Genomic DNA, 23,607 nt, shown 5'->3' on the forward strand with positions numbered 1-23,607 from the left:
GGCACCCCAGACGCAGCTGGCGTAATGCTCATGGTGGACCACTTGTCATATCGATTTGCGGAATCAGACGTCTTCCGTGAATGCCTCATTGACCCCTAGGTCATGGATGAGCACCCGACCATCGACAATCTCATGTCGGACCAGGCGCCTCTCGCGTACAGGCGCCTTCTCGGGGAAATCCCCGAAGCGGTCGTTGCTCACGACGTATGCATGCTCACTCGCAGCAAGGTCCAGCACGGTCTCGTCAGCTTTCTTCTTTGTTGCAACGACGTGTACCGTGGCCGCATCGCCGAATAACTGCGCAATCTCACTGTCGCTCATGCGCAGCTTTGGGCGAATGGACGCATCGAAAACGATCAGAATCCGGTAACGTCCCGCCAAGCGCTGCACTGCAACCTTCACTGGGCCGATGCCGCAGAAGTCGCGCCCTTGGTAGCAGAGGTTGTTGCCATCGAACACCAGCTTTTCGATTACCCGCATAGCGTTTTGCGCGATGTGCTCAAGGCGCGACTTGAGCTTCGCCAAGTTCCGCACGATAGATTGAATCTCACGTCGGGAGTTGTTAACTACACGATTCGGACTTCCATCGCCGAAACGCCTCTCGCACTCCTCGTGGACCATAGCCCTCTCGTAACCGTTCGACGCTCGATCAAGCTGGTCATTGAGCTCGGAGGCCTCAGCCACTCGCTTGTGAAGAAGCTCCAAGCTATTGGTGAGGTTTATGTGTTCCGCACGCGGTTGCGCGAGCTCCTTCTCGACTCGCTCATGGCGGGCACGCAGATCAGTCAGCTTCGACGTAAGCGACTTGATCTCGGCTTGGCACTTTTCGTGTCCTGCCTGCAAGTTCGGAATCTGGGTGTGCAGTTGGCGATACGCTTGGAGCGCCTGATCCTTCTTCGCAATCTCGCGGGACAGCTCCTCGGCGCTGGATTGCAGTCGCTTTTCAGCGCTCTCGAGCTCGGCGACGCTTTTTGCTGTCTGCTTAAACATCCGCTTGTACTGGGCACGCTCGCTGGAGAACCAGTAGCGCGGGTCCAAGCCAAGGCTTGCGCGGTCAGCAAGCGCTGACAGCGGCTGGCGAGTGCTGTTGATGCGGACCGCCACATCCTGGAGCTGGATTCCGAATTCGTGGAGCCCGTGGTGAGCTTGCTCGATGTCGGTTAGTGTCTGAGCCTCGTCAAAGTTGCGATACCAGGTAATGTCTTCGTGCAGCTTCTTCAGACGCTCTTGTGCTTGCGCCAGCTCCTTGGAGGCCTGATCGCGATCTTTAGTAATAGGGTTGAAGTCCAACGCGTTCCCCTGTTGTTGCCATTGCGAAATGCTGTAACACCGCTCAACCCGCCATCCAATCCTTGGCGGCACCGAGGTCAGTGCATGACTATGGCAGGTGATGTGGTCATGAAGCCGTTTGTCAGAGGGGTGAATCTAGCAGGATACACATCGCTCATTGGCGATCTCATCAAGATGATCCGACACTATGGACTTCGCCTTTTCAAACGCCTCGGAGTCCACACCCAATCGGTCAAACCGACGATAGCGATTCAATTGGGGCAGCAATCGCTGGATCAGAGCGTGACGTTCGGACGGCGACAAGCGTTGTTGCGCGAGCATAGTCTCCAACCATGCGGGAACAACCTCAACCTGAAGCGACGGGGTTTCCGTACCAACGCACTTGTTGATGCCAAGGCGCACCAAACGCGCCGAGCCCTCACCAGCCGCGGCGGAGCCAGCCGTGCCGATGATCGTCGCGACGACAAGGGCGCCTCCACCAGTCATCACCGTTGCGCAAGCCATCGAACCGAGGGTGAAACATGCGGTCCAGCCGGCCATGCCGCCCAAGTTTGATGCGAAGCTCTCTGCGCCCCGGCGACCTACTTGGCTCCACGTCATACGGCCGACGAGCGCGCGCCCGATGTTTGGGGCGGTGGCCACACCGAAGCTGACTGTGCTCCCGATAATGGAGGAGCGCAGAAGCCTCGCCACATGATTGGTCGCCGCAATACCGCGAACCGCTTTTCCACAGCTGGCACTTGCCACCGCATTCACAACCCGCCGTCCGGCACCCGCACGGGTCGTCTGCTTGAGTCCGCTTCGCACGATAACTGTGGCCTGTCGCGCAAGGCGCGTACGCACTAATTGTGAAGTGGCGACACCAGTCAAAAGCGACTTTGTACCTGCTTGAACGGCACCGATAGCCACATCACAAAGAGCAGACTTCTTGTCCGCGGTCGGCGGGGGCTTTCGGCAACCCACCGCAACGAAGGCGACACCGGAGGTTAGAACTGCATTGGCGATATGAATCTTCGAATCGAACAACAAGCTGTCAATATTGCCTGGGCGAGAAATGTGCTTGGCCTGGATGTAACTCGCACGGCCTTCGAGCACCATGGATTCCGCCTTGGCAGGGTCCGTTACACCCGGTACACGACCTTCGCGAATCGCATCGGCCATCTTTCCAACGACACCGGATCGCTGTCCGCGCGGAACCTCCAATACTTGGTCGCCATAACGGTAGATTCCGGCACTATCGAAGGCCTCCTTGAGCGTCGCGCTCGGCGTTCGACAGTACTTCGTCTGGATCTTGATGCCGTTGACGATGCGATCGGGACCGCTGAGGGTGTTGCTCTTGCCCACTTGGCTGACGCGACGCCCCTTCAACAGATCACCAAGGGCATTCGCATCCTCAGCAGCGAAGCCATGACCGCTGCGGGTGTGGTATTTGCCAATCTGCGTTTGCTGGATGCACCAGGCTCCGCGAGTGGCTGCGGCGCCAGCCATTCCTTCAGCCTCAGCATCGGACAACCCCGTCCGAACCGTGCGACGGGTAACGGGACCAAGACGGAGACTGACGTTATGGGTGAAATCATTCATCGAAAGGGATTCCTTGGACATGCCTCTCCCTGCGCTGGCACCCTGGGGCGCCCGCGGAGAGCAGGTGGCGATGGATCAAGCCGGCGACAAGGACGCCGTCTGGATCAAGCTTGGGGTTGGCCTGGCGTCACTTGGGATCGCCGCCGCATGAAGCCGTGATATACAACCGCGGTTACGGCCATGGCGGCGCCAGCGACGAAGGCGAGAGCGAATGCGCCAAGATATTGGTAGGGCGACGGGACGATCATGCCAACCTCCCTGCGGGCTTGCCGCATTCCGGGCAGAACTTCACCGCATGCGGGATGACGGCTCCGCAATCACAGGTGACGTGTGTGGCTTGCATGATCAGCTTCTGGCGAATGTAGGCAACTTGGAGGACGCAGGGCACAGTAACGCGGTACGCAGGCGCCGAAAGGTCGGCAAGCGTCCATAGGCTGGTAATGGCCCATCCGATAGGGCCGAGTGCCACGCTGAGGGCGCGCATGGCTCCGCCGGTCGCCGCAAAAGTCAGGCCTCGGCCAATCAATGCTCGGGCGGCCGAGTTGGCCACGATAGTGGCGAGCTTGTAAGTTGCAAACCCGCTGAGCCGACCGGCAACCAATGCGGCGGCGGCCGCACCCGGCCCCCAGATTGTGTCGCCTGCACCGATTTCGTCGATTACCTGGCGGCGCTCTTCGACACTCATCTTGGTGAACGACTCGCGCATGACCTTCAACAGGATCGCCGTCTCGAGGTCGACCACACTTGCCTCCTTGCTTAGACCGACCTTCAGATGCGAGGCGACGTCGCGAACGACTTCAGCATAGGAGACCTTCTCATTCATGTCGGGCAGCACTTTGTCCAACACCGTTCCGAACGGCACGGTTGCGCGCAGGCTCCGCACCATGTTGCCTAGCGTATTGCCGCCGAAGGCAAGGATCTCGTCTGCAATTGCGGTGCGTACGGCAGCCGGATAACTCTTCGTGGCCTTCGCGGCGACGAGCTGTGAGCAGACGCTTGTCGTAAGCGTGAGACGACCATCGCCGCTGTCGGTGACATAGTCGACGAGCACGGACAGGTCATCGACGTCGGCCTCCCGCAGCACGGGAGTCAAGGAGGTGTTCGTGGTCAGCTGGTCAATATTCATTGCGCGGTCTCCTGGAGTCAGCAATTTGTCGTGGTGCCCACGACGGCGCAAAGCGCGAGCGTGGCGTAAATCTGGATCGGGGTGAGAAGGGCCAAAGGGGGCGTCGCACAGGTATGTGCAACCCCGTCTTCAGAGCGGCGGATCGCCTGCGCCATCTCTGGCGGAGTGAAGTCTCGACGACGAGGGAGAGCCTGGACCAAGCGTGCAAACTCCACGCCTGCAGTCGCAGCCTCTAGGGGATTGATTGAACTACGCCCGCCAAACTTTCGATCTGGCTCGTTCTGGCCATCTTCCCGAAGGATCTGGGCAAGAACGATGGATGCGTTTGCCACGGCGACCCAATCCTCGCGCCTCATCAGAAGGAAGGCCGGGGGAACCCCCAGTGCCCCGGCCAACTTCTCGATCGTCTCGAGCTTCGCACTGGCGGCATCGCCCCTGAGGTAGCGCTTGATCAGCGTGAGGCTCACATCCGCGCGCTCAGCAAGCTGGACGCGGCTCAGTTGATCGTGGTGTCCTTCATCAGACTCGCCGGCGACACGCATGACGCGAAGAAGTGCTTCGCCGAACGACGTGGCCAACGAACTTGGTGTTTCGCTCACGGTTTGCATTGGGTCCCCTCCTAAGTGGGGCCAGTATGCGTAGGCCCGCATACCAGTGCCACGAAGAGCGGGCAAGAAAAGCACCCATCCGCGCTTGCGAAACAAGATCAGCCGTGATAATTGCGCGCACGCGCCACGTAATCAGGCGCGTAAAGCTGTGCATCCGGAGGCGCGCGTACGCGAGGTTCCGCCACAGACAACTGGCAACGCGGGGTATATCCGACCAATTCAATGGATGTCATGCGAACGCATATCGCGTCCACCTAACAGCGAACTCAAGTTCAGCAAAGAGATGAGATTTGGGGAAGTGACGACGCGCGATGCGGACATGACGTACTCAGGGGGAGATACGTACGGCGGGCTGCGGCCTGTCGCCTGCATGGTGCAAGCGCGAAGCGTCGCACCCCTCACCAAGCGGGTGAGGCGCAGACGTGATCAACGGTTTAGCTATGCACCTCCACCCGGTCTGGTGTTCGGATGACAATGATCATCCAGTGCGTCTCGGTAATAGCTCTGCAGCTTGGCAGATAGAGTAAGACGAGGAGTCCTCCCCGTTGGCCGGTGCAAACTGGATATCGGCCTAAATCGACGGGTCTAGGCCGCCAGTGCGCCCCTGCAGCTGTCAACAGCCTCGCGGGTCAGCACCGCCAGATGTTTTTGAGGGCATCGTGGTGCAGGGAAGGTCTGGGTTGCATTGCTTCCACGGCCGGGCTTATAAAGCAGTCGCGGATCGACGTATGCCGTCCGTGTTCTGCCCTGTCGATGATATTCGCTGGGTGCCCGTTCAGTCGCCAGAGGCGCGACGGGAATCAAACCACCCTTTTTCTTCTACCCCAGCGGGGGATCTTCGGCATGGCCAACTTTCGGGCGCGGCGCGCCCATGCATTCAAACAACAACACGGACGATGCTGTTACTGCCAACACGCCGTGTGGCTCACCGACGTGGCCACATTCGCTCGACAGCATGGGCTTACGGTACGTCAGTCGATGCACTTCAAGTGCACCGCGGAACATCTGGTGGCGCGATGTGAGGGCGGCAGGAACATTCAAGAGAACATCGTTGCAGCGTGTTGGTGGTGCAATACCCGCCGACACCGTTGCAAGCATCCGCTTTCCCCGGCTGCTTTTCAGGTGTACGTGACCAAACGCCTTCACGCAGACCGGTGGCATGGTAAGCGCAGCACGTCCGCGGACGTCCCAAACTGAAAGCCATCAGAGAATCGAAGGGATAAAGGGCGGCGGGTCAGATTCCCAAAGTCAGCTTCATTTCTGCACGTCATAGGTACGCCAACATGAGCACGCCAACATCGACACCTTCCTCATCCGACTCACTCACCACCAGCCGCCATGCCCCGGTTCAACATCCGAGACTTCTGCGGCTTCGTGAGGTTCTGCATCGGACGGGGATGAGCCGATCGTGGATATACCGGGAGGTGGCGGAAGGATGTTTCCCCAAACCTTTGAAACTTAACCTCACTTCGGCTTGGCTGGAAAGCGACGTCGACAGCTGGATCCAAGCGAAGGTCGATCAACGAGATCAGCTGCGCGCATCGACCATCATGCTCAGCAAATCAAGTCATGCATGATCGAGGCATTGCCACGATCGGCGCATCCCGTAAACCGTGCCGTTAGTGGTTGGAGAGCTGTGGCGCCGATTCCGATCATGCAGTGCACCTCATTCAGACAGCTGTAGCAATCCAAGGCCTCGATGCAGATGGCACGGTTGAAACGTTCAATGTAGGCGTTCTGCTGGGCTGGCTTGCCGCGCTGGATCTGCAGCAGTTCGACGCCGCGCCGATGAGCCCATTGCCGCTGCGTGGCGCTGATAAGCGCCGGGTCGTAGTACATACCGAAGCATGATCTGTTGGGCATCATCAGGGCGAGCCGATCCCGAGGCTTCTGACCCACCGCAGGAGCTCCACCTTCCCGCGATGCGCGCCCAGCCAGATGCGCCACGCCAGGCAAATCTGATCACTCAGACACCATCCAAGCCGCTCGCCGGCGACCATTCCACTGACATGACGGCATAACCGTTTGCATCATCTCCACGGAGGCGGAGCCTATACGGGGTGTCGATAGGAATGATCGCTGGAACCACCTGACTCCCTGCTATCAGCAAATCTCAGAGCTGTCTGATTGAACGAACTCTCGTACACCATCTTCCGATTCAGCCCCATCATCTCCACGTTGAGCTGACCGACCCGCTCCTTGGCCCGTTCTTCAAGACTTCCATCGCGACGGGGCGCCGTTGGCAAAACCAGTGGCGCCCCGCAGTACCGTGGGTCGTCCAAATTCTTGACCATATCGACCAGCTCCCTTACTCCACGGTGGTACGCCTGCATCATTCTTCTCATATAGGGCCTGCGCATACTTCTGACGACCTCGCACTCGCCAGCTGCCTCAATCGGCCAAGATACAATGATCGCGCATTCCAGTGCCGCCACATCGTGCCCCGGTGGAACACCACTCGTCGATATAGCTGAGCGTCCTGCCCACACCGTGGCAACAACGTCGTGATCGCGCCAGATTCGCATTCAGTACTGGGCGAAGCTCACATGCTAGACAGGCGACATCATCCCCGATAGCGGCACCCCGACGTGCAGGTCTCATGCACGACCACCTCTGACAGCAACGGGAGCGCCGGCTTGAGGCGATCCCATATCCAGATCGACAACCGCTCGCTGGTCGGATTCTCCAGTCCCACGATGTCATTGAGGTAGTGGTGATCCAGTTGGTCGTAGAGTGGCTGGAAGGCAGCCTTGACGTCTGAAAAATCCAACACCCAACCGGTATCCGCTCCGAGCTCGCCCCTGAGATGAATCTCGACGCGGAAGGAGTGCCCGTGCAGACGGGAACACTTGTGGTCTTCGGGCACATTCGGTAGCCGGTGTGCCGCTTCGAGTGTGAAAACCTTGAAAATATCCATGACGGCATTGTACATCCCGCCTCGCAACACACCCGCGCCACAACAGAAGTTGTGGCCAACCGTCACATGCTGAATCCAGATCACACTCGGAGAGTCAGCAGATCCAGAAAATATGCGCTTCACTACACTTCGAAAGCTCAATGCCATGAGTACGGCAAAGTCGACATTGCCTCCAGAAGGCTCACCCATCACCGGCACCCATATCCCGACCCAACATCCAAGACTTCTGCGGCTTCGCGACGTCCTGTACCGGACGGGCATGAGCCGTTCGCGGGTATACGCGCACATGGCCGAAGGCCAGTTCCCCAGACTCGTGAAACTTGGACGTTCCTCAGCGTGGTTGGAAAGCGAGATCGAAGCGTGGATCGCGGCCAAGATCGCTCAACGGGACCAACTGTTTGAAAAGCCGTCTACCCCTCAATGAAATCCGTTGGACATTGCGGACATACCCGCCGGCTGTGACACACAGTTGTCCGCGTGCGCCGGTGCAGTTGGCTCGCAGATGCCATCTATGCGGGAGGCAGCAAATTGTTCGTCAGCAGATCAGGCGCTACGCCAGCAAAGGGCGAATAACAGATGGTGCGGACGGTCAGCCGGCGGGGCGCTGCGCTCATCGGTGGGCGAGGCGTCATCCAGCCCTCGGTTAGCATGCCGGGCTACGCAACCCTTCCATATGACCTCCTCAATCATCTGGGCTTCTCGGCGCCCTTGCCGAACATCAGATGGCGCAGCTCCGGGACCAGGTAGCGGATCTGGATGGCGCAGCCGACTCTCAGTAGAAGTCGCTGCGCCCCCATTGAAAGCGCTCGTAGGCCTCGGCACACTCATCGTCGGTTGGTTGATGAAAAGAGGGCTCGTTCCCATGTCTGATCAACAACGCGGTGCGGTACCAGACGTCAAAGTCAGTCCGCTCTATGTGAAAGCCTGCGCGTGCAGCCTCATATTCGGGTTCGGGTCGTATTGACCTGCCGACACCGTTGAGGGATCGCAGCCGTTCGACTGCCTGATCTGCGGATTGCGCCCCATCCAGCCCAGAGTTTTCGCCAAGGACGAATGCAGTCGCCCAGACCGCCCGTTCCATATCGTTCATCAAAAGCCATACCAACTCTGGTGAGCGTTGTTTTGAGGTAGTCATTGTCGCCTCACTGCAAAAATGTCAAAAATGCGAGCCGGGTGCCACCCCGTCGTCGCGCCGCCAGATCGGGCGCGTTACGCCGATAGGGGCTACGTTGGTACTGGATTTGCCTTGTCAGTCTCTCAACGCAAGGGCCCGATGCTGCTCCCGCAACTACCGTCTCGATTGCGTTCGGATGCACCTCACGGAGGAGCGCCATGACGGCATCCGCGGAGAGAAGTGCCAAGTAGCAGAGTGATGCCACGGTTCAGCCAGAACTTGACGGTGAGGCACTCCCACACGCCTGGCGATGGCGTTTGCGCAGCTCGACAACGCCGACACCACTTCCTGTTGAGTGTCTCAGCCCGTGTGCGCACCGAAGCGGTACAAGCTGAACCAGCCTTTTTCGATGTCCGGGGTCAGATAGAAAGCTCCCGTGGTGTGCTTTTCCAGTTCAGCCAACATCCTCACCTCGTGGACTGTCGGGTAATGGCGGAGCAGGCGGTGAGCTTCTTGTCGGACCTCCTCCGGGACGGCCTTGTCTTCCCGCAGTTCCTTGAGAAATGCGCCGGTCTGCAGGAGATTCCGCGTGCGTTCGTCGGGAGTTGTCATGCCGAGCTCCGGTTCGTGGGATGGCGGTGGAAATTTCCTTGGCACGCTCGGATACTCACCGACCGGTGCCCGGCGGATGAAGCACCCTCCTCAGACGCCATTTTGCGAATTGACGTCTCAGCACCCGCGACGAGCCTACGGCCCAGGTCGCCGTGCTCCATCGGCACGGCCTCAGCGTGGCTTCGTGTTCCGCTTCGCGCTGTCGCGATCAGCCTTGCTGACCACCTCCCTGATCGCCTCGAGCCGATGGGGACTGCACGCGAAGCGGGTGCGGCTGAGCAGGAGTGCCGTCATCGCGTCTGCGAGATCGGGCCGTACCGCGCGCAGCGTGTCCAAGGGCTTGCGGATCAGCTCCACGCCGAGCAGTTCATGGCCGACCGTGAGCGCCCTTTCGGTGCAGTAGCCCTCCTCGGTATAGCTCACCGTCTTGCCGACGTCGTGCAACAGCGCAGCGATGACGCCCAGCTCGTACTCGGCGGCACCGAAGCTCACCTGCTTCGGTGCCGGGGACGACATCACGTCAGCCACGCCGCGGGCCACCTCCAGACTGTGCCATGCGAGGCCGCCGGGCCATGCGTGGTGCTTGGTGCCCGCCGTCGCTGTCCAGAAGCCATGGAACACGGGCGTGAGGGTAAACACATCACTGACGAACCGACGCAGATCCGGTGCCGTGATGGTCTGGAGCAGGTCATAGACGTCCACCACCACTGATGGAACGGGACACAGCTCTGCTGACATCACCTCGACTGGGTCGATGGCGTCGTCGCGCCGTGCACTCACGACATACATCTGATGATTGGGCAGGCTCAGAATCACCGCGCACACCTTGTCCACGGCATCCGGATCGCCAAACAAGGGCGGATCAACCCAGCTGACCACGGGATATATCCCGTCTTGGGTGGCGAAGTTCACGCTGTAGGGCGCCCGCGTCTGGGGAAGCGAACCATCCCAGAGCAGCACTCCTTCGCGGAGGTAACGAAAGGAGTCATGGGTCATGTCGATCTCTGCAGCATGAAGGTTGTTCATCGGGCTTTCCTCATTGCGTGTATACGAAGGTTGGTCTCGGGAAGTGGGGTTCTCGATCAGCTATCTCGGTCTCGGACCTCCTTTCCGGCGCTTGGCCCTGCCTTCAGAAGCTGTGCCAATGCAGCCTTGAGCTGCTCTGGACTCATCGTGTCGAGATCGGCGGGCGTCATCGGTGCCGCCTCCTCCTCCTTGTCGGCAAGGCGACTGTTGATGAGTCCGGCGAACGCGCGGCCATCCTGTCGGGTCAGATTCGGCACGTAGCGCGAGTACACGCGGAACAACATGTCGGTGTTCGTATGGCCCAGCGTTCTGGCGATCCACTCGGGGTTCTCGCCCGAGGCCAGCATCAGCGTGGCAGCGGTGTGGCGGGTCTGGTACGGACGCCGCTTCTCCAGCTCCAGGTAGCGCAGCAGCGGGTACCAGACGCGGTTGGTGAAGTTGTGCGCGTCAATCGGGCCACCCTCCCGGGAGGGGAACACCCATGGCACCGCCGGATCGCGGGCACGTTGCTGCGCAAGGATCGCTTCGCGCACCATCGGCTGCATCGGGATGTCACGGACCGAGGACTGGTTCTTGGCGTCTTCCTCCACCTCACCGGCGACGACGGTTTCGCGCACCAGGATCAGGTTCCGCTCCAGATCCACGTATTTCCATTGCAGGCCATTGATTTCGCCCGTGCGCATCCCGGTGAAGAAGCGCGTAGCCAGGTAGTTGCGATAGTCAGGACGAACGGCATCGAGAATCCGGTTGACCTCATCCAGCGAAAACGGCTGCACATCGGTCTTCTTCTGCTTAAGCGGTTTCACGCCACGAAATGCCGGCGTCACCTCAAAGCGATCAGCCGCCTCGTTCAAGATCTGCCGCAGAAAGCACATGATCTTGTTGATGCGGGCATTGCCCAACGTGCCCTTGCGGCCCGGAAGCTGGGCGATCTGTGCGCGGAAGGCGAGCACGTCCGCCTTGGTGACCTCGCCCACCGGGCGCGACCCAAATGTCGGCAGCAGGTTCTTGTTGAGCACCTCGCGCACACACGATCGATGCAGTCGTCGCCACTGCGGCGACATCTCGAGGAACCACAGCTCGGCGAAGTCGGTGAACAGAGGAGTGGCCGCCTTCGCTGCACCGGAGTCAGCCATCTGCACGGTTGGACGCAACCCAACGGCAGGAGCACCGAACTGCGCTGCCCGAGGGCTGCCTGGAAAAACTGCGGCGTAGTCGAACGCCCCTTGAGCCATGTCCTTCTGGACGCGATTGAGCAGCGACTGGACCTTCTTCCGGTTCTCCGACGTATCGGGGAGTGCCGTCTGCTCGCGGCACCGCACACCCCGATAGAAGAAGTCCAGATAGAGCGTACCGGTCTCCGGCCGCACCCGAACCTTAGCCATGAGCGACACCACCATTGGCCATGGGAATGAGCGGAGCGCGGGAGGCTGACGGCGTGCCGATATCCCGCTGGATCGCCTCCCAGATGAACAGCAACTTCCTCCCTCCGAACGGCCTGATGTAGTGGACGCCTTCCAGCAGCACGGCGTCTTTGAGGCGCGTGCGGATGGTTCGAGCGTCATAGTGAATGCGGTCGGCCAGTTGGTCGGTTGTGAGATAGGTTTCGCTCATGGCAATGCTCCATGCACTGGTTTCGGGGCGAACGCACATAAATATGTGCATTCGAGTGCATTTGTAGCATGCCGCTTGCGTTTGTCAAATTTTTTGTGCGAAATGCATGAAACGGTGCCAACAGGGTCGGCCATGCTTCGCTACAAGCTCAAGGAAAGGATTGCTGACAAGGAGTTTGCCGAGCGTCGCCGCGTGACGATCCAGGAGATCGCGCAGGCCACCGGCATCACGAGGAATACGCTCTCGAAAATGCTCAACCAGCATGGTGCAAGCGTTCGATCGGAGAACCTCGACCGGCTCTGTGGCTACTTCAACTGTCGTATCGAGGAGCTTGTGGAGCATCTCGACGAGCCGCCCGCAAGCAAACCCGATTCCAGGCCATGAAACAGCGGCCCAGTCGCTGCGTCTCAGCTTGCAAGACAGGGGTCAGCCAGAGTCGACAGCGTGACCCACGGAAGATCTCTATTCAGAGCAGAAGGGCATGGATGACAGGCGCTGCCATCAAGACTCGGGGACAAGTGGGTTCATCACAATTGAACTCCCGCTGCGGAGCAGCTCTGCGCTGCCGCTCTGTCGCCGAATCCATGAAACGGCTTGCGCTCCGGCGACCTCCACGTCCCATTTCAACGCGCACTCCCATACGACAAGAACACGCCACCCGGCTTCCGACAGCTCATGTATCGCCCTCGCATCCCTGCGTTGGTTGGCTTGCAGTTTCGGCTCCCAGAACTCCGGTCGGGTGGCAGGCAGCCGGAACAACGGACAGCCTTCGTGACGATGCCAGAAACATCCATGCACAAAAACGGCAGCGTTCCAACGTCGCAGCACGATATCCGGACGTCCTGGCAAGTTCCTTGCGTGCAAACGAAAGCGAAGCCCTTCCGACCAGAAAGCACGTCGAACCAGCAACTCAGGCGTCGTGTCCCTGCTCCGAATCCGCGACATCGCCATGGAACGCTGCTCTCTACTCAGAGTGTCCGCCATAGGGAAAGTCCTGATCCAAGCCACAAGACAACACAGGTGGGTATGGCGAGGGAATCCGTCCGGCCTCCGGATGACCAGCCCAGCCCCTCCAATACCCCGTCACCGACAACCAGCCACGCATACGGGTCAGCGGAGCACCCAGTGCTACAGCAACTCCAAACAGTCCGGGAAGTTCATTTGTCATGCCCTTGCAAGTAAATGTAATAGACATCTTTGCTGGCCCCGGCGGCCTCGGGGAGGGGTTCACCAACTTCTCGCCAGATGCCAAGCATCACCCGTTCCGCATCCGTGTCTCCGCAGAGATGGAATCCTCGGCCCATCGCACGCTGACCTTGCGCTCCTTCTACCGAAAGACCATCGCGCTGGATGGCCGCGCTCCCAAGGAGTACTACCAGTTCCTTGAGAAGGTCTCCCACGGGGATGCCCAGTCCGCCGGGGACTTTTTCTCGAATAGCGCCTATGCATCGCTCTGGCGCGAAGCCACTCTCGAGGCCCGCCAGTTGGTCCTCGGCACAGAGGACGGCGACAAGGAACTTGCCGGGATGGTCTCGCGGATCCACAACTCGGGCGACGCCCTGGTCTTGATCGGGGGCCCTCCCTGCCAAGCCTATTCACTGGTAGGTCGGGCACGGAACGCCAGGAACAGCTCCTTCCACACCAAAGGGGACCACAAACACTACCTGTACCGTTCATATCTTGGCCTGCTCGCCGAGTACAAGCCGGACATCTTCATCCTGGAGAACGTCAAGGGGATCCTCTCGTCGACTGTTGCCGGGAAAGGCATGTTCGGCCAGATCGTGAGCGACCTCAGCAATCCAACTGCGGCCATGGGATCAACGGGCAAGCGGTCCATGGAGTCCGAATACGTTCTCTTGCCACTCCTCACCGGGGACATGGGAGCTGAGGATCCACGCTCCTTTGTGGTCAAGGCGGAGACCTTGGGTGTTCCACAGGCCCGGCACAGAGTCATCATCATGGGGGTCCGTCGGGCCGTGTTCGGCTCAATAAGTCAGTCCCCCGTGCTGGCCAAGAACGAGGAACCGGTGCATCTACGCGATGTCTTGAAGGATCTTCCCGCGTTGCGGAGCGGCCTGAGCTCTGGTTTCGACACCGGCTCGGCATGGCTGAGCGAGGTCAGACACCAACGGCGACGCCTTATGGGCATGCTGGGCCGCGACGCCATGGATCTCAAGCACCATCTGCGCCATTTGAACTTCGGCCCGTCCCTCGAACGATCGTCGTCCGTGTACGCCGATGAATACCTTTCACCAAGACACAGCCACTACTTCCGTGATCCCCGTCTCAGGCATGTGCTGAACCACGAGACGCGCAGCCATATGAATGACGACCTGGGCCGCTATCTCTTTACGTCTGTGTATTCAGCCGAGCGAAAGCGCTCACCCGTCTCCGGCGAGTTTCCTCCGGAGCTGTATCCAGACCACAAAAGCTGGTCCTTGGGACAATTTGCCGACCGCTTTCGCGCTCAGTCGCCGATCCACCCGGCGTCAACCATTACAAGCCATCTCTCCAAAGATGGTCACGCATTCATTCACTGGGATCCAGAACAGTGCCGTAGCCTCACCGTTCGCGAAGCCGCGCGGGCCCAGACGTTTCCCGATAACTATCTGTTCCTGGGTGGGAGAACACAGCAGTACGTCCAAGTGGGCAATGCTGTCCCGCCATTGCTGGCCCAGCGGATCGCCGAAGTTGTGTGGTCACTGCTTGTGAACAGGAGAAAGCACTGAGCGCAAAATGCAACAGGGGGATGTCTGACCAGTGACCGAAGCAATAGCCACCAATCCAGAGGAACAGTCGACGCCACTGGATGCGCTCGACATGTTCGTCGCTGACGATTCCGAAAGTGGGATCAGCGACCAGTCCATCGCCGACAACGAATTGCTTGTCGACACGCTCGTGGCTGAGTGGTCGGACCTCATGCGGCGCAGCGAGGATACCGGCTCCGGGTTTGACGATGGCATCGAATCACATATCGGTAGAGATCTGGAGAGGCAGTTCACCGATGCTCATCGCACAAAACAGCTGGAGCGCAGATCCAATATCGTCGACGCGTTTTCGGCGGCACGGGATAGAGGCTGGATCACCGCAGCCGAGCTGGCGGACATACTCCCGAACGGCGCGGCAACTGAGGAGGCCATTTCCGAGATTGCGCTCCATCTCGACGCCGCCGGCATTGCCATTATTCAGAGCTGCCCTGAGGAGGGGGCTGAGCCGCTGGATGCGACACCATGTGGCTACCTGGAGGATCTCGACGACGAAGTGGCCATAGCCGAAGGCATGGGGTCATGCATACCGATCTATCAACCCCGTGTCGGATGGATAAGCAGTCCGCATGATCCCTTGCGCACGTTCGTGCACCACATTGCAAAGAAGCCTCTGCTGTCAAAGTACGAGGAAATATCACTCGGCCGCCGTGTCGTGGCGGCTCTGCAACCTGTGGCACAGTTGATCCACGATCACCCGGCAATCCTCGATTGGCCCAAGCTGCGGTGCGCCATACGGCCGCCATATATGTTGGTAGGCGGCCGAGACAGGGAAGTCTCCTTGGAGGCACCTGCCACCCTGGATTCAGCCAAAGCAGACCCCGAGGACCTCGAAGACCTCGAAGACCGGGATGAGGAATCCATGGTGTCCGAATCCGCCGACGATGCAGCGACGGATCTCTGGGCACTTGCGCGCGCCATATGCAAAGCGTCAACGAACATCAATCCGCCAAGCGAACTTGGCACCCATGCGAACAGGATCGCAGCGAGTGCGTTGAGCACTGCAGAAGCCATAAGAAACATATTTGCCGAGTCGAATTTCAAGCTCGTTTTTTCGATCGCGACCAGGTACATGGGTCGTGGACTGGAAATATCGGACCTCGTCCAAGAAGGGGTTCTTGGTCTCCTGCGCGGTATCGAGAAATGGGATCCAGAGAGGGGCTGGAAGCTTTCGACGTACGCGACTTGGTGGATCAGGCAGTCAATCACGAGGGCTCTCGCTGACAAGGGAGGCGAGATACGCATTCCGGTGCACATGATGGAGAAGCTGAACCAAGTGTTTGGCGTGCAACGGACTCTCGAACGTGAACTGGGGCGAGCACCATCGACTGAGGAAACCGCCGCAGCCCTCAACACCGACGCAGCCTTCGTCACCCGCACGATGAGGATGAGGAGAACGATTGTGGATATCGCCACGCTGGATCCCGAATCAGAGTGGGTAACCGGCGGAGACAGCGCCATCGATCACGCATGTCAGGAGAACTCCAATGCGCAGATCGACATGGCGCTGTCTTCCCTAGACAAGCGCGAGGCCGAGGTCGTGAGGCTGCGCTTCGGTATCGCAATGGATGGCGAGCTCACCTTGGAGGAGGTCGGCAAGCGATTTGGTGTCACGCGAGAGCGGATACGCCAGATTGAGAAAAAGGCGCTGATGAGGCTGCGGCATCCTTCCCGCGCCGCGGGCCTGGCTGATTTGCTGGACTCACAGCCATGAAGACGAAAAGCTGCCCACCTCGCGCCAGCGCGATGATCGAGTCACTGCGTGGCATGGGCTACACAACCGGATCGGCCATTGCTGACGTCATCGACAACAGTATTTCTGCGGGGGCAACCCTCATCCAGCTCGATTTCGGATGGCACGGAAAGGACTCGTTCATCCGCATATCCGACAACGGGCACGGATTGACTGCGGAAGAGCTGGACCAAGCCATGGTTCTCGGCTCGACGAACCCTCTGGAATCCCGGTCGACAAGCGATCTTGGGCGCTTCGGCATGGGGCTCAAGACAGCATCCCTATCGCAATGCCGTCGCCTCACTGTGGCGGCAAAAGTGGACACGGAGGTGAACTACCGCTGCTGGGATCTGGATGTGCTCGCCACGAGCACTGGGGACGATTGGACTCTGCTGCTGGAACCATTCCCGTCATCCAGAGGGCTATGCCAAGAAACGCTGGAGAGCGGGTTTGCCACCGTGGTCCTCTGGGAGGGCCTGGACAGGGTAGTCACTCCGGGGTTCCAGGAGCGGGACTTCTTCGACCTGATCGATGAAGTGGAGCGTCACCTCGCCATGACGTTTCATCGGTTTCTCGAAGGGCAGAGCCCTCAGGTACGCCTGTACATCAATGGGAACACGCAGAACGAACGCGTGCGCCCGTGGGATCCGTTCATGCGCGCGCACGATGCAACGATGGCCACGCCGGTGGAGATCCTGCACGGTGGTGTTGCTGTGCAAGGTTACGTACTGCCCCACCGCGACAAAATGAGCAATGCTGAGTTCGAGGCGGGCTCGGGGCCAGCTGGCTGGGTCTCCCGACAGGGGTTCTATGTCTACCGCGGGAATCGCCTTCTTGTGACAGGAAGCTGGCTGGGTCTCGGCGAAGGGAGGCCATGGCCCAAGGATGACCTCCACCGGTTGGCCCGCATCAGCTTGGACCTACCGAATACTCTCGACCATGAGTGGCGGATCGATATCAAGAAGTCGACAGCTCGGCCCCCTGTCCATCTTCGCAGTCGGCTGGTTGAGCTCGCAAAATCGGTACGTGCGGATGCACGACGCGTGTTCACTCATCGAGGTGAAGTGCGATCCGATGGAGAGGCGCGGACGATCACCCCCGCTTGGATGGTTTCCGCATCCACGGTCGGTGCCCGGTACCGCATCGACGAAGCGCATCCTGTCATTGCCAGGATTCTGGAAGAATCGGGCCCATACGCCGGCCGCATCCGTCAGATGCTGCGCGTGATCGAAGAAACCGTGCCTGTCCAGCGTATCTGGTTGGATTCAGCCGAGACGGTCGACAAGGAGCCCTCCACCATCGACGATGGGGTTCCGGATGATCTGATGGATCTCCTGCGAGAGGAATATCGGAGCCTGATCACTTCGAAGGGATTTTCTCCGGATCAAGCCCGACGCCAGCTTTCAAGCACAGCACCATTCCACCGATTTCCCAAGGCCATCGCACTGCTTGGGGACAACCGGCAGCACAACGCGGGAGCAACGCCGTGAACGAGGCCTTGGTGCAGGACTTCATCAAGCTGGTACAGATGGACCTCAAACGATTCGCACGGGATGGAAAACCCGTCACGCTTGAGACGATCGAGGCAGCCGTCGCGAAAGCACTCTCTTGGGACGAGGCGTTCAGCACCGTCCCCAAAGGGGACATCGTCAAACTGATGAGCGACCGCTACGCGATCTGGATCGGCGAGGCAAAGGCGCTCGATGGCGATGACGAACATACGCCATGGCTGACCCCCGAACGCCGGCAGGGGTGGCGCTATTGGTCGGACTACGAAGACTTCCTCGAGCCCAAAATTGCCGAGGCGAGCATTGAGAGCCTTGATCGGCAAACGGACGAGATCCTCAAGAGGCTTGAGGACCCCGAGAAGCCGGGGCCCTGGGACCGGCGTGGCCTGGTCGTCGGTCATGTGCAGTCAGGCAAGACGAGCAACTACACCGGTCTGATCTGCAAGGCCGCCGATGCTGGCTACAAGATCATCATCGTGCTCGCTGGACTCCACAACAATCTCAGATCGCAGACACAGATGCGGCTTGACGAGGGTTTCCTTGGGTACGAAACGAGCCCGAATCTCAATTCACCAAAGAAGGAGATCGGGGTCGGTCTCGGCCGGGAGCCCAGCCTGAGACCCAACTACGTCACCAATCGATCCGACGGAGGTGACTTCCGGACCCAGGTAGCCAAGCACTTGGGTATCAGGCCGGAGCAGACCCCATGGCTGTTCGTGGTCAAGAAGAACAAAACCGTCCTTACGAGGTTGCTCGAATGGATACGGCTTCACGTTGCAGAACAGACCGACCCGGAAACGGGACGGCGCGTCGTGACCAAGCTGCCCCTGCTCCTCATCGACGACGAGGCTGACCATGCATCGGTGGACACCGCCGAACAGGCATTCGATGGTGATGGCAATCCGGACCCGGAGCATGAGCCCAAAGTCATCAACAGTCTGATACGACAGATTCTTGGGGCGTTTTCCCGTTCCGCCTATGTCGGATACACAGCTACACCCTTCGCAAACATCTTCATCCATGAGAAGGGATGGACGAAGCTTGAAGGTGAGGATCTGTTCCCGCGCAGCTTCATAGTCAACCTGCCCGCGCCGTCGAACTATGTCGGGCCAATGAAGGTGTTCGGGCATACCTTGTCGGACGGCACGCTGATCGAGGGACTGCCCTTGATCAGGGATGTATCGGACTTTACCGACAGCGAGGAACCAGACTCGACCATTGGCTGGATGCCGAACGGGCACAAAAACGGATATTCACCGCTCTACAAGGGACAGCCCGAGCTGCCACCAAGCCTGAGGGAGGCCATCCAGGCTTTTGTCTTGACCTGCGCCATCAGACGAACGCGGGGCCAAGGCAGAGAGCACTGCTCGATGCTGATCCACGTCACGAGATTCACGAGCGTCCAGGCCGAGGTGACGGGCCAAGTGAAGTCCTATATCGAGGACATGTATCGGCGCCTCCGCCGCGGTATCGGCCAAGAGGAACTCGTCGCGGAACTCCGCGCACTTCTGGAACACGATTTCATTCCAACGACACGGCTGGTCAACCAACGCATGCCGCCGAATGAACGTGTCGATGAACCGGACTGGGGCACGGTGGAGCCGGAATTGGTACCGGTTCTCGAGGAGCTTCAAAACCGCACACGCGCGGTGAACGGAACCGCAAAAGATGTCCTCGACTATGCCGACAACGAGGTGACCGGAATTCGGGTCATCGCCGTAGGTGGCGACAAATTGGCTCGCGGACTCACCCTGGAAGGGCTGACCGTCAGCTATTTCCTGCGTGCCTCGCGAATGTACGACACCCTCATGCAGATGGGGCGCTGGTTCGGATACCGCCCGGGATATACGGATCTATCGCGGCTCTACACGACCGAAGAACTCCAGAAGTGGTTCCGCCACATCACCATTGCATCAGAGGAACTTCGTCAAGCCTTTGACCACATGTCAGCCACACATGCCAAGCCCCGCGAATACGGCCTTCGTGTGCAGTCGCATGAAGTCATGACGGTCACTTCTTCCACGAAGATGCGATCAGGTCGTGAGCTGAAGATGTCCTACGCCGGGGATGGTATCGAAACTACCGTCCTGTCCAGGGACAAGGCGGTGATCGAGTCGAATGCCGATGCTGTAGAGCGCCTGCTTGCAGGCATGGGCAAGCCAAATCTCAATCACTCGCAGCCGCGGCCGGGCAATACATCGGCCTCATGGAGCGGATCCATGGTCTGGAGCGACGTCTCCGGCGAAACCATCGCGTCCTTTCTGTCTGCCTACCGGACTCATATCTCAGCGTACAAAGCCAACAGCTCTCTGTTGGCCAATTACGTGGAGGAAATGCTCAAGGTTGGCGAGTTGGCAGACTGGGTCGTCGCTGTCCTCAGTGGTGACTCACCGTCGGCACCGAAAATCGCAGGGATCCCAGTCCACCTCGTGGAGCGGACACCGGATGACCGCGACAGCGCACAAGCTGAAAAAGGAAGGTATGTCATCCGGCGCCTGCTTTCACCACGTGACGAGGCCATGGACCTTGACCTTCGCGCATACGAGGCAGCCCTGGTCCTGACGAGCAAGGCCCGGGCAAACGATCCGGCCAGAGGCGGCACCCGAAAGAACGAGAAGATCACTTTTCCCAGTGGCCCAGCCATCCGCGCGATCCGCGGCCTCGGCACCCCGGATGGGATCGTTCCGCCCAACCCGACAAGGGGCGTGCTTCTCATCTATCCACTTGACCCTCAGAAAGCCAAAATTGCCAACGTCGAAGTTCCGATATACGCCATTGGTATCAGCTTCCCGTCCAGCACCAACGCGAAATCGATCCCCTATGTCGTGAACAATGCGTACTGGGAACAGGAGCTCGGCGGGGGCCTGCAATGACTTCCAACCTTCAGGCGCTGTGGAAGGGGCTGGCAGGCGTCTCCGATGGAGCCGGCTGGCAGACGCTCGGCATCAGGCCACAGGCACATTGCTCCATCTGTGCGGCTATCCGGCATCCAGAGGTGCTGGAGGCGGTGATGCTCGATGTGATGGCGAGCTCGATCCCGAGCAATCTGGATCTGCCCGAGGCACAAGGGTTCCGCGTGCTGCTGGAGCGGCGCTCTTCGGGAGCCAAAGGCCAGGTGCTGCTGATACTGGAGCGCACGCAGAGCGGAGGCTCTGAACTGTTTGCCCAGATGGTCGACGATGTGCTGGATATCACCGAAGCCGCTTCATCCGAGGAGGCCGCAGTGCGCGCATTTGTCGGCAGAATTGTCGCTTGGAAGCGATTCATGCACGAAATGCGTCCCACGGGCCTCTCTGATTCGGAGGAAATCGGTCTGCTTGGTGAACTGGTGGTTCTGAACACGCTCTTGGATACGCTCCCGGCAGACCAGGCAATCCGGTCCTGGGTCGGTCCCGAGGATGGGGTCCAGGATTTCGTTTGGGGGCAGTCGGCCATCGAGGTCAAAACCACCCTTGGTGCCAAGGACATCGTCCACATCTCGTCCATGGACCAGCTTGACCCCTCGCCACTCGATCAACTGCGGTTGATCCGTGTGAGGGCACGGCCCGGGAGTGACGGAAAGACGTTGCCGCAATGGGTCGACACGGTGGCGGAGCGTTGCCAGCAAGCCCTTTCCGACTTCTCGAATCGTCTGCTTTCCGCAGGCTACGCCGAGGTGCAACGCGACCAATACACTCACCAGTTCACCGTGGAAGGACTGGACGCTTACGCAATCACGGAGAGATTTCCCTCTCTCCGAAGAGCCCGTGCACCAGAAGCTGTCCGCGAGGCGAACTACCAGCTCGACCTCCGGCTCGCGAAACCGTTCGAGGTGCCGATGGACGAAGCCATCAGCGCAGTGACAGGGGATAAACGTGGCTCTTGAGGATTTTGCGAAGAACCTGCAGATGGAAGTGCGTGACCGTCGATCCACCCAGTCCGGGAGTGGCGCGGAGGAACGGTCCCCTTTCAGCGAGGAGATATTCACCGAGCTGGTGCTGGAGAACCTTCAGGAAATCGGCATGGTCTCCGAACCGGAACTGTGTCCACACATCGGACGATTCAGAAATACCGAGGTGAAGATCAGTGGCTATGCCTTTGGTGAGGTGGACGAGGAGGGCCAGGAGCCGGACGAGGTCGACATCTTTGTCACCCATTATTGCGGCCTCGAGACACCAGAACTCCTTCCAACGGAAGAATTGCGCACAGCGGCAACCAAAGCCCTGCGCTTCTACAAGGCCGTGGTGGAGACAGATTTCCGCTTCCAGCTGAATGAGGCAAGCGGGATATTTTCCTTTGCCGAGCGCCTCCACGCGATCAAGGATGACTTGCGCAAAGTCAGGATCTTCGTGCTGACTGACGGGATCGCGCGTGAGAAGAAATTCAAACCAACCACAGTTGGCGATGTCGAGGTCCGCCTGGAGGTGTTCGACATCGAGAGGCTGTATCAGCGACTCGAGGCAGGCAAGCCCCGTGACGAGATCGAGGTGGACTTCGTCAAGCTGACGGGTAGAACGATCCCATGTGTCTACATTCCGGAGATCAACGACGAGTACGAAGCCTGCCTGGCTGTTATTCCAGGTGTGGTGTTGGCAAAGCTTTACGACCAATACGGCGCCCGCCTGCTTGAACTGAACGTGCGATCTTTCCTGTCGGCGACCGGCAAGATCAACAAAGGGATCCGGGAAACCCTCAAGACTCGGCCTGACAGGTTCCTCGCGTTCAACAATGGCATCGTGATGACAGCCGACGAACTGGTCGCGGAGCGCGGGGAGAATGGTCAGATCGGGTTGCGATACCTCAAGGGTGTGCAGATCGTAAATGGTGGCCAGACGACCGCATCAATCCACCGGTCCTGGAAACTCAAGGAGGCGGACCTTTCGAAGGTCTTTGTTCCAGCGAAGATATCCAAGATCCGAGAGGACCAACTCGAGGAGATGGTTTCGCTGATCTCCAAATACGCAAACAGCCAGAACTCAGTTCAGCCGGCCGACTTTTCCGCCAATGACCCGTTCCATATCGAGATCGAGCGACTCGCCGAGCGCACGTGGTGCCCGGATCAGCGGGGTCGTTGGTTCTATGAGCGCGCAAGGGGCAGCTATCAGGTTGCGCTGTTCCGGGGGGGCGACACACCGGCGAAACTGCGAAAACTCAAGGAGACCATCCCTCCCCAGCGGAGGATCTCGAAGCCGGACGTTGCGAGATACATCAACGCTTGGGACGCCAAGCCTCACTTGGTCAGTCTGGGCACCCAGAAGAATTTCGATCACTTCATGCAGCAACTGAGGAAGAGCAGTGATGCGAACTGGACTCCTGATGAAAAATGGTTTCGGGACTTGGTAGCAAAGGCCATCCTTTTCAGGGAGGCGCAGCGCATCGTGCGAAGCCTGAAGTTCAAGGCCAGCCAGTCAAACATCACGGCCTACTTGGTTTCCCTTCTTGCGGATCGCTATGGTGAAAAATTTGATCTGGAACGCATATGGCGAACCCAGGCCACCTCTCCGCAGTTGAGTGACCTCATGCGTCAGTGGGCCCCTAAAATTGACGGGGCACTGAGACATACGGCCGCTGGGCGTCAGGTGTCCGAATGGGCAAAGAAGGAGGGTTGCTGGCTTCAGGTACGTCAAGTGGAGCTTGATCCAGCTGAAGGGGTACCCGAGATTCGCTGAACCCATTTCGCGAGCCAGCTCCTGATATCAGACTGCCGTGATCAATATTCTTGGTAGCGGATGATC

Annotated in this window: 22 protein-coding genes; 10 read left to right on the top strand and 12 right to left on the bottom strand. The window is 59.3% G+C overall.

Annotation, left to right across the window (positions count from 1 at the left end):
- Positions 1-63: 63 nt before the first annotated feature.
- The 4 genes from QQA13_RS15205 to QQA13_RS15220 form a co-directional block, all read right to left on the bottom strand.
- Entirely contained in the window at positions 64-1,290 is a 1,227-nt protein-coding gene (locus QQA13_RS15205) for a hypothetical protein (protein WP_108471853.1), read from the bottom strand.
- Positions 1,291-1,425: 135 nt separating this feature from the next.
- Positions 1,426-2,892, bottom strand: a complete 1,467-nt coding sequence (locus QQA13_RS15210; protein WP_159082189.1) for a hypothetical protein — start codon at positions 2,890-2,892, stop codon at positions 1,426-1,428.
- Positions 2,893-3,115: 223 nt separating this feature from the next.
- Positions 3,116-3,997, bottom strand: coding sequence for a ubiquinol-cytochrome C chaperone family protein (locus QQA13_RS15215; RefSeq protein WP_108471855.1), 882 nt, complete (start codon positions 3,995-3,997; stop codon positions 3,116-3,118).
- 17 nt (positions 3,998-4,014) lie between these two features.
- Entirely contained in the window at positions 4,015-4,605 is a 591-nt protein-coding gene (locus QQA13_RS15220) for a helix-turn-helix domain-containing protein (RefSeq protein WP_159082190.1), read from the bottom strand.
- Positions 4,606-5,583: 978 nt separating this feature from the next.
- Between QQA13_RS15220 and QQA13_RS16230 the strand changes: the two genes are divergently transcribed.
- Positions 5,584-5,802: an HNH endonuclease gene (locus tag QQA13_RS16230; RefSeq protein ID WP_428992331.1), complete on the top strand. Its 219-nt coding sequence runs from the start codon at positions 5,584-5,586 to the stop codon at positions 5,800-5,802.
- Between the two features lie 200 nt (positions 5,803-6,002).
- Positions 6,003-6,182 carry a helix-turn-helix transcriptional regulator gene (locus QQA13_RS15225; protein ID WP_234411335.1) on the top strand — a complete coding sequence of 60 codons (180 nt, stop codon included), beginning with the start codon at positions 6,003-6,005 and terminating at the stop codon, positions 6,180-6,182.
- Here QQA13_RS15225 and QQA13_RS15230 read toward each other — a convergent pair.
- Both QQA13_RS15230 and queD read right to left on the bottom strand, forming a co-directional pair.
- Positions 6,160-6,444 carry a hypothetical protein gene (locus QQA13_RS15230; RefSeq protein ID WP_108471858.1) on the bottom strand — a complete coding sequence of 95 codons (285 nt, stop codon included), beginning with the start codon at positions 6,442-6,444 and terminating at the stop codon, positions 6,160-6,162. The two genes, QQA13_RS15225 and QQA13_RS15230, sit on opposite strands and share 23 nt — an antisense overlap.
- A gap of 724 nt (positions 6,445-7,168) precedes the next feature.
- The gene (gene queD, locus QQA13_RS15235; protein ID WP_108471859.1) at positions 7,169-7,522 is read right to left on the bottom strand and encodes a 6-carboxytetrahydropterin synthase QueD; all 354 of its coding nucleotides are present in this window, start codon (positions 7,520-7,522) and stop codon (positions 7,169-7,171) included.
- A gap of 259 nt (positions 7,523-7,781) precedes the next feature.
- On the opposite strand from queD, the gene QQA13_RS15240 reads away from it, so the two are divergent.
- The gene (locus tag QQA13_RS15240; RefSeq protein WP_234411336.1) at positions 7,782-7,946 is read left to right on the top strand and encodes a helix-turn-helix transcriptional regulator; all 165 of its coding nucleotides are present in this window, start codon (positions 7,782-7,784) and stop codon (positions 7,944-7,946) included.
- Between the two features lie 348 nt (positions 7,947-8,294).
- Here QQA13_RS15240 and QQA13_RS15245 read toward each other — a convergent pair whose 3' ends face one another.
- The 5 genes from QQA13_RS15245 to QQA13_RS15265 all read right to left on the bottom strand — a co-directional run bounded on the left by QQA13_RS15245 (position 8,295) and on the right by QQA13_RS15265 (position 11,888).
- Positions 8,295-8,657 (bottom strand): hypothetical protein, encoded by a 363-nt coding sequence (locus QQA13_RS15245; protein WP_159082191.1) that lies wholly within the window; start codon positions 8,655-8,657, stop codon positions 8,295-8,297.
- A gap of 339 nt (positions 8,658-8,996) precedes the next feature.
- Entirely contained in the window at positions 8,997-9,248 is a 252-nt protein-coding gene (locus QQA13_RS15250; protein ID WP_108471861.1) for a BPSL0761 family protein, read from the bottom strand.
- A 171-nt stretch (positions 9,249-9,419) separates the two neighbouring features.
- Positions 9,420-10,274 carry an HD domain-containing protein gene (locus QQA13_RS15255; protein ID WP_108471862.1) on the bottom strand — a complete coding sequence of 285 codons (855 nt, stop codon included), beginning with the start codon at positions 10,272-10,274 and terminating at the stop codon, positions 9,420-9,422.
- Between the two features lie 56 nt (positions 10,275-10,330).
- The gene (locus QQA13_RS15260; RefSeq protein ID WP_108471904.1) at positions 10,331-11,659 is read right to left on the bottom strand and encodes a site-specific integrase; all 1,329 of its coding nucleotides are present in this window, start codon (positions 11,657-11,659) and stop codon (positions 10,331-10,333) included.
- A complete protein-coding gene (locus tag QQA13_RS15265) occupies positions 11,652-11,888 on the bottom strand; it encodes a hypothetical protein (RefSeq protein WP_108471863.1) in 237 nt (78 codons plus the stop codon). Before QQA13_RS15265 ends, QQA13_RS15260 begins: the two co-directional genes overlap by 8 nt.
- A gap of 132 nt (positions 11,889-12,020) precedes the next feature.
- Here QQA13_RS15265 and QQA13_RS15270 point away from each other — a divergent pair, with 132 nt between their 5' ends.
- Positions 12,021-12,272, top strand: coding sequence for a helix-turn-helix domain-containing protein (locus QQA13_RS15270; RefSeq protein ID WP_108471864.1), 252 nt, complete (start codon positions 12,021-12,023; stop codon positions 12,270-12,272).
- A gap of 117 nt (positions 12,273-12,389) precedes the next feature.
- On the opposite strand, the gene QQA13_RS15275 is transcribed toward QQA13_RS15270, so the two are convergent.
- Positions 12,390-12,872: a very short patch repair endonuclease gene (locus tag QQA13_RS15275; RefSeq protein ID WP_108471865.1), complete on the bottom strand. Its 483-nt coding sequence runs from the start codon at positions 12,870-12,872 to the stop codon at positions 12,390-12,392.
- Positions 12,873-13,054: 182 nt separating this feature from the next.
- On the opposite strand from QQA13_RS15275, the gene QQA13_RS15280 reads away from it, so the two are divergent.
- Genes QQA13_RS15280 through QQA13_RS15305 form a run of 6 tightly spaced genes read left to right on the top strand, consistent with a single transcriptional unit; the run spans position 13,055 to position 23,541 of the window.
- Positions 13,055-14,617 (top strand): DNA cytosine methyltransferase, encoded by a 1,563-nt coding sequence (locus QQA13_RS15280; RefSeq protein ID WP_108471866.1) that lies wholly within the window; start codon positions 13,055-13,057, stop codon positions 14,615-14,617.
- Positions 14,618-14,648: 31 nt separating this feature from the next.
- The gene (locus QQA13_RS15285; protein WP_159082192.1) at positions 14,649-16,367 is read left to right on the top strand and encodes a sigma-70 family RNA polymerase sigma factor; all 1,719 of its coding nucleotides are present in this window, start codon (positions 14,649-14,651) and stop codon (positions 16,365-16,367) included.
- Positions 16,364-17,875, top strand: a complete 1,512-nt coding sequence (locus QQA13_RS15290; RefSeq protein ID WP_234411332.1) for an ATP-binding protein — start codon at positions 16,364-16,366, stop codon at positions 17,873-17,875. The genes QQA13_RS15285 and QQA13_RS15290 overlap by 4 nt, the downstream gene beginning before the upstream one ends.
- Positions 17,872-20,766, top strand: coding sequence for a Z1 domain-containing protein (locus QQA13_RS15295; protein ID WP_108471869.1), 2,895 nt, complete (start codon positions 17,872-17,874; stop codon positions 20,764-20,766). The genes QQA13_RS15290 and QQA13_RS15295 overlap by 4 nt, the downstream gene beginning before the upstream one ends.
- The gene (locus QQA13_RS15300) at positions 20,763-21,758 is read left to right on the top strand and encodes a PD-(D/E)XK motif protein (RefSeq protein WP_108471870.1); all 996 of its coding nucleotides are present in this window, start codon (positions 20,763-20,765) and stop codon (positions 21,756-21,758) included. The genes QQA13_RS15295 and QQA13_RS15300 overlap by 4 nt, the downstream gene beginning before the upstream one ends.
- Positions 21,748-23,541: an AIPR family protein gene (locus QQA13_RS15305; protein ID WP_108471871.1), complete on the top strand. Its 1,794-nt coding sequence runs from the start codon at positions 21,748-21,750 to the stop codon at positions 23,539-23,541. Before QQA13_RS15300 ends, QQA13_RS15305 begins: the two co-directional genes overlap by 11 nt.
- The last annotated feature ends 66 nt before the right edge of the window (positions 23,542-23,607 follow it).

Source organism: Rhodanobacter thiooxydans (assembly GCF_030291135.1).
GTDB classification, from domain to species: Bacteria; Pseudomonadota; Gammaproteobacteria; order Xanthomonadales; family Rhodanobacteraceae; genus Rhodanobacter; species Rhodanobacter thiooxydans_A.

Bases quoted from the DNA above. Each gene is read 5' to 3' on its own strand.
- QQA13_RS15210 (WP_159082189.1), bottom strand. From the start codon at position 2,892: ATGTCCAAGGAATCCCTTTCGATGAATGATTTCACCCATAACGTCAGT.
- QQA13_RS15215 (WP_108471855.1), bottom strand. From the start codon at position 3,997: ATGAATATTGACCAGCTGACCACGAACACCTCCTTGACTCCCGTGCTG.
- QQA13_RS15220 (WP_159082190.1), bottom strand. From the start codon at position 4,605: ATGCAAACCGTGAGCGAAACACCAAGTTCGTTGGCCACGTCGTTCGGC.
- QQA13_RS16230 (WP_428992331.1), top strand. From the start codon at position 5,584: ATGCACTTCAAGTGCACCGCGGAACATCTGGTGGCGCGATGTGAGGGC.
- QQA13_RS15225 (WP_234411335.1), top strand. From the start codon at position 6,003: ATGAGCCGATCGTGGATATACCGGGAGGTGGCGGAAGGATGTTTCCCC.
- QQA13_RS15230 (WP_108471858.1), bottom strand. From the start codon at position 6,444: ATGTACTACGACCCGGCGCTTATCAGCGCCACGCAGCGGCAATGGGCT.
- queD (WP_108471859.1), bottom strand. From the start codon at position 7,522: ATGGATATTTTCAAGGTTTTCACACTCGAAGCGGCACACCGGCTACCG.
- QQA13_RS15240 (WP_234411336.1), top strand. From the start codon at position 7,782: ATGAGCCGTTCGCGGGTATACGCGCACATGGCCGAAGGCCAGTTCCCC.
- QQA13_RS15245 (WP_159082191.1), bottom strand. From the start codon at position 8,657: ATGACTACCTCAAAACAACGCTCACCAGAGTTGGTATGGCTTTTGATG.
- QQA13_RS15250 (WP_108471861.1), bottom strand. From the start codon at position 9,248: ATGACAACTCCCGACGAACGCACGCGGAATCTCCTGCAGACCGGCGCA.
- QQA13_RS15255 (WP_108471862.1), bottom strand. From the start codon at position 10,274: ATGAACAACCTTCATGCTGCAGAGATCGACATGACCCATGACTCCTTT.
- QQA13_RS15260 (WP_108471904.1), bottom strand. From the start codon at position 11,659: ATGGCTAAGGTTCGGGTGCGGCCGGAGACCGGTACGCTCTATCTGGAC.
- QQA13_RS15265 (WP_108471863.1), bottom strand. From the start codon at position 11,888: ATGAGCGAAACCTATCTCACAACCGACCAACTGGCCGACCGCATTCAC.
- QQA13_RS15270 (WP_108471864.1), top strand. From the start codon at position 12,021: ATGCTTCGCTACAAGCTCAAGGAAAGGATTGCTGACAAGGAGTTTGCC.
- QQA13_RS15275 (WP_108471865.1), bottom strand. From the start codon at position 12,872: ATGGCGGACACTCTGAGTAGAGAGCAGCGTTCCATGGCGATGTCGCGG.
- QQA13_RS15280 (WP_108471866.1), top strand. From the start codon at position 13,055: ATGCCCTTGCAAGTAAATGTAATAGACATCTTTGCTGGCCCCGGCGGC.
- QQA13_RS15290 (WP_234411332.1), top strand. From the start codon at position 16,364: ATGAAGACGAAAAGCTGCCCACCTCGCGCCAGCGCGATGATCGAGTCA.
- QQA13_RS15300 (WP_108471870.1), top strand. From the start codon at position 20,763: ATGACTTCCAACCTTCAGGCGCTGTGGAAGGGGCTGGCAGGCGTCTCC.